Annotated in this window: 4 protein-coding genes; 1 reads left to right on the forward strand and 3 read right to left on the reverse strand. The window is 33.1% G+C overall.

The annotated features are described in order from the left end of the window. The coding region (locus BAZSYMA_RS10220) for a hypothetical protein (protein WP_206599448.1) at positions 1–310 on the forward strand (310 nt) is incomplete at its 5' end. A gap of 74 nt (positions 311–384) precedes the next feature. On the opposite strand, the gene BAZSYMA_RS05945 is transcribed toward BAZSYMA_RS10220, so the two are convergent. From BAZSYMA_RS05945 to BAZSYMA_RS05955, 3 genes are read right to left on the reverse strand one after another with little or no spacing between them, the layout of a single operon-like run. Then, a complete protein-coding gene (locus BAZSYMA_RS05945; protein ID WP_090716661.1) occupies positions 385–1,173 on the reverse strand; it encodes a sulfite exporter TauE/SafE family protein in 789 nt (262 codons plus the stop codon). A gap of 1 nt (position 1,174) precedes the next feature. After that, positions 1,175–2,053, reverse strand: a complete 879-nt coding sequence (locus BAZSYMA_RS05950) for an NAD(P)-dependent oxidoreductase (protein WP_090716663.1) — start codon at positions 2,051–2,053, stop codon at positions 1,175–1,177. Positions 2,054–2,055: 2 nt separating this feature from the next. Continuing rightward, positions 2,056–2,757 (reverse strand): Fe(II)-2OG oxygenase family protein, encoded by a 702-nt coding sequence (locus BAZSYMA_RS05955; protein ID WP_090716666.1) that lies wholly within the window; start codon positions 2,755–2,757, stop codon positions 2,056–2,058. Between the last annotated feature and the right edge of the window lie 90 nt (positions 2,758–2,847).

The following is a 2,847-nucleotide window of genomic DNA, read 5'->3' on the forward strand; positions in this document are numbered from 1 at the left end:
GGCTCTTGTTTTTAACAAGAGCCATTTAACTTCGCCAAGTTCATTTAGGCGGGCGAGATATTTTTCTTTGCGCTCGTTTTCATCATACGAACCTCTTGAGCCTATTTCATCAATAATATGCTCTAAAAGGTTACCTTCATTATCGAATTTAAATAGAGCTATATATTCACAGCCTTCTTTTTCATTTATTGCAGGTTCAAATGGAGTAGTAAGAAAGAATTGTTCTCCTTTTTTTTTGTTCTTCCAATATGTTCAGCATGATAGTCATCATGATCGATTGATATTTTTTGCGGTCTATCTGATTCCATAGTTTTCTCTTTTACACATAACGCTTGAATTCAGCCGACGCGTTAGCGGTCGGCTGGAATGATTTGTTATGTATTTTTACCATACATATTTAATCCCAAGAGATATAAATAAAATTGCAATAGAAGAAAAAATCAACGGTTTGATTATTTTATCACCATTTTTAATAGTTACATGACTACCGATATAATTCCCTCCGATACTTGCCAACACCATTGGTATTCCAATTATAAATGCCATTTTCCCGGCTATAAAAAATGCGACAAACGCACCAACATTAGATGCTAAATTAAATATTTTTGAAGTAGCCGATGACTCAACTAATGGCATGTGAATTAAAAAGTGTAATGCCAGAATTAATATACTCCCTGTTCCTGGACCAAAAAAGCCATCATAAAAACCAACAATAAAACAAACCAATGGCAAAACTATCATAATATCTTTTTTACTAGGTTGATATGCTCCATCTTTTGTATCTTTCTTGGGCATAAAAGATACCAGTAAACCAATGGGAATCAAAAAGAAAATTATCTGACCAACTATTGACTCATCAATGGATAAAATAACCTTTCCACCAATATAAGCACCTATAAGTGCTGTAGGTATGCCGTATCCTGCCACTTTCCAAATTATTTTAGAACTTTTAAAGTAATTGTAAATTGCTGAAAATGTGCCCAAGGTAGAAACTAATTTTTCTTGTCCTAATGCTAGTTGCGGCGGCATACCGGTAAGGATAAATGCTGGCACTAGGATTAAACCAGCGCCACCAGCAACAGCATCTAAAAAACCAGCCACAAAAGATGCAACCACTAAAACTAATACACCAATTAACAAATAATCTGCTAGTAATGAACCTTCAATAAACATTTTATTCCCCTTTATTTTGCAAAATCAATGCTGATGTGTCTAAATTCCCATCACCATTTTTCATTAATTTTTGATATTTATCATATACGCTTTTGGTAAATGACAAATCTGTTTTATTATCTTCTGCTCTATCTAAGCAATAGCCTAAATCTTTAACCATCCACTTGATGGCAAAACCAAAATCAAACTCTCTTTTGCTCATTGTTAACGCTCTATTTTCCATTTGCCAAGATTGTGCAGCTCCGCCTGATATAGCTGATAGTAATTTTTCAATATCTATGTTTTCATTTTCTGCAAATAAAATTCCGTCAGATAATCCTTGCAAAACTCCAGCAATGCATATTTGATTTACCATCTTTGCTAATTGCCCATATCCATGGCTACCCATATGAGTTATATTTTTTGCATAGTGTTTTAATACTGGATTTACTGCTTGTATGGTTTTTTTATTACCACCAGCCATAATACTTAATTGAGCATTTATTGCCCCAATTTCACCACCACTAACAGGTGCATCAATAAATTCAATATCTTTTTCTTTAAAAGATGCTGCTAGTTTTTGAGCCAACTTATGCGAAGTGGTTGTATGGTCAATAACAATCGAACTATTAATATTTTGCAAAATGCCATTTTCTGCATAAATAATTTCCTCAACATCCTCATCTTTTCCAGCGCAAATTAGTATCATATCTGCTTTTGCAATAGCATTTTTAATTGAACTAGCAATACTTCCATCGTATTTATCTGCCCATTCTTCTGTCCTAGCTATTGTTCTATTCCAAACAGTTACAGAAAAATTATGATTTTTTGATAAATGCCCAGCCATAGGAAACCCCATAACGCCTAGTCCTATAAATGTAATATTTGTGATTTTTTTCATTATTAACTCCTTAACACTAATTGATTATGCAGGTGATTTTTGGGTGTATCTTTCATTCCGAATAAGCGCATTAACCACCTTTCATTGCCATTGTATTCTGGAGTAAATTGACTTCGTTTGTGCATTGTCTCTTGGTTTTTGAATATTAGAAAATCACCCGTTTCAAAAACTATTTTTAAGGGGTTGATTTTATTTACAAGTATCTCGTTGATCTTGTTTAGTACTGTACTACTTGAATTGTTGGTTGATTGAATGTTATGAAAGTCATATCTAGAATAATATTTGCCATTAAATTTAGTAAAAAGCGGAACATTTTTTATACTTGGATTTCCGTCCTCAAAAGAGTCTGGTCGTTGAATATTAAACTGATTAGATTGTGCTATTTTAATTTCATCATCACTCATAAATTCTACAATATCTTTTAAATCTATGAGCTCTGTTATTGCTTGACTATCTCCCCTTAAACAATACAACGCTAAATATTCTAAGCATGGCGGTCTTTTTGACTCTTCGCCAATTAATGACAAATCAGGGTTATCTACATGAAAATTAAACTCTAAATAACCATGGGAACCGATTTGACTATTTAGACTTATTTTTGGAACAATATGCCTAATTGCTTTACCTGAGTTTTCTCCAGTGTATGAAATTGGCATAATTTTCATTAAACCAAATATGGCAAATAAAAACTTAGCTGATAACATCACATGTTCATTTTCAATATACCCTGATGTTACCGGTGTATCTGGTAGGTTTCCTACAGGGCAGCCTCTTATTAAAATTGGCTCTTGTTA

It is taken from the genome of Bathymodiolus azoricus thioautotrophic gill symbiont (assembly GCF_001298715.1).
In the GTDB taxonomy this organism is placed as follows: Bacteria; Pseudomonadota; Gammaproteobacteria; order PS1; family Pseudothioglobaceae; genus Thiodubiliella.